Genomic DNA, 1,605 nt, shown 5'->3' with positions numbered 1-1,605 from the left:
CGCCTACACGGGATGCCGCGACCCGGCCGCCGCCGCTGCCGCGCCCGGCCGCCGAGCGTTGACCGGCCCGGCCTCCCGAGCCCGACGGCGCCGCAGTTGCCTGGGCGGAACGGTTCTGCTGGCTCGGCAAGCCGTTCTGCACGTCCATCACGGCGTGCGCGACCATCCCGCCCAGCGGGTCGTAGCGGATCAGATCGCGCAACCGGGACCGCGAGGACCGGCCCTCGTTGCCCGGGTAGAGGTGCTTGCCCAGACCGACCGAGTGCGCCAGGGCGGCGAGCGCGGCCGTCCGCGGGTCCGGCGGCACGCCGGTGCGGATCGCGGTGTCCAGTCGCTGCTTGATCGCGGCGTTGGTGCAGTCGTCCGACGCCTGGTAGCGGATCGTGGGCAGCACCCCGCACACCTGACCGGGCACGGCGGTCACCATGCCGCAGCGCTCCAGGTGTGCCAGGTAGGTCTGCCGCAGCCCCAGCCGGGGCCCGCCGATCCAGTGCGTGGCGCGGACCGGGCTGCCGCGTCGTCGCAGCAGCTCGAGCGCATGGTCGAGTGTCGGGTCACCGGTCGGCCGTGGGAGCACCACGGCGATTCGGTCACCCTCAGGAACGATCCGTCCGGCCAGGGACAGCTCGACGAGCTGTGCCCCGGCGAGTCCGAGGTCGAGGGTCTGCGGCTGCGCCGTGGTGCCCGTGGCCGGGTCCAAAGCGAGCAGCAAGAGCTCCTCGGGAACAGTTCTGCGGCTCTTGCCCATCCAAGCCTCCCCGCGTGGATGGGAAACAGCGTGACGCCTCTCACACGGGCTTGTCGAGTACGCCTCCGAATCGTGACCTTGCGATCGACCGGGGGAACCGCCCGTGGTGAGCCCGGCGTCTGACCGTTGAACAGGCCGCGGTGCGGCCGTGCCACGGTAATAACCGCCGGTCGGGCGGGGTGTGGGCGACCGGATCGGTCGCCGGTGGCGGAGACTGTACAGGTACACGGGGCGGGGTACCGGCTTCCTGAAATCGGGTCGGCCGGTGCCCCGCCGGGCGTTGAGGAGGCTGGGTTACGTGGGCGAGTCCCCCGACAGGGTGCTGCGGGACGGCGATCGGGCGCGGGAACGGGACGGCGAACCGGCCGGGTCCGCCGCGGCCGAGGAGGCGGCCGCGCCGACGGTGGACCGGGCGGCGGACGGAGTGGCGGACGGGGCGGTGGAGCCGGAGCCGGGCACCGCCGCCGAGCCTGCGGACGCCGTCGGTGCCCCGTCCGGCGACACCCCGTCCGGCGACTCGGGCGATGCCCCGGAGGGCGCCCAGGACTCCGTCGAGGGCGGATCGGGCCGGCCGGCCAAGCCCGCCACGGTGCAGCTGCGCGTCCGGGATTCGGACACCCGGACGACCGCGCTGCGGATGCCCGTGGACCAGGCGACCACCGCGCTGCGGATGCCGTCGGACGACGCGACCACGGCGCTGCGCCTGCCGTCCGACGACGCCCCCACCGCACTTCGCCTGCCGAAGGAGCCGCACAGGCCGTCCGGGGCCACCGCGATCGGTTCGGCCGAGCGGGCGGAGGAGGCCGACGGGGCCGGGGCCGGCACGCCGGACCGCCCGACCGGCGCCGCCCCCCGTC

Annotated in this window: 1 protein-coding gene and 1 pseudogene; one reads left to right on the top strand and one right to left on the bottom strand. The window is 75.1% G+C overall.

Annotated elements, in window-relative coordinates; genetic code table 11:
- Positions 1-748, bottom strand: a 748-nt coding sequence (locus tag VR45_RS00030; RefSeq protein ID WP_052708699.1) for a GPP34 family phosphoprotein, incomplete at its 3' end; no start/stop codon positions are given.
- Positions 749-1,046: 298 nt separating this feature from the next.
- Between VR45_RS00030 and VR45_RS00025 the strand changes: the two are divergent.
- Positions 1,047-1,605 (top strand): annotated as a pseudogene (locus VR45_RS00025) (hypothetical protein); the annotation flags it as partial.

This window comes from Streptomyces sp. NRRL S-495 (genome assembly GCF_000966955.1).
Classification (GTDB): Bacteria; Actinomycetota; Actinomycetes; order Streptomycetales; family Streptomycetaceae; genus Kitasatospora; species Kitasatospora purpeofusca.
This window is presented reverse-complemented; position numbering and strand designations above follow the sequence as displayed.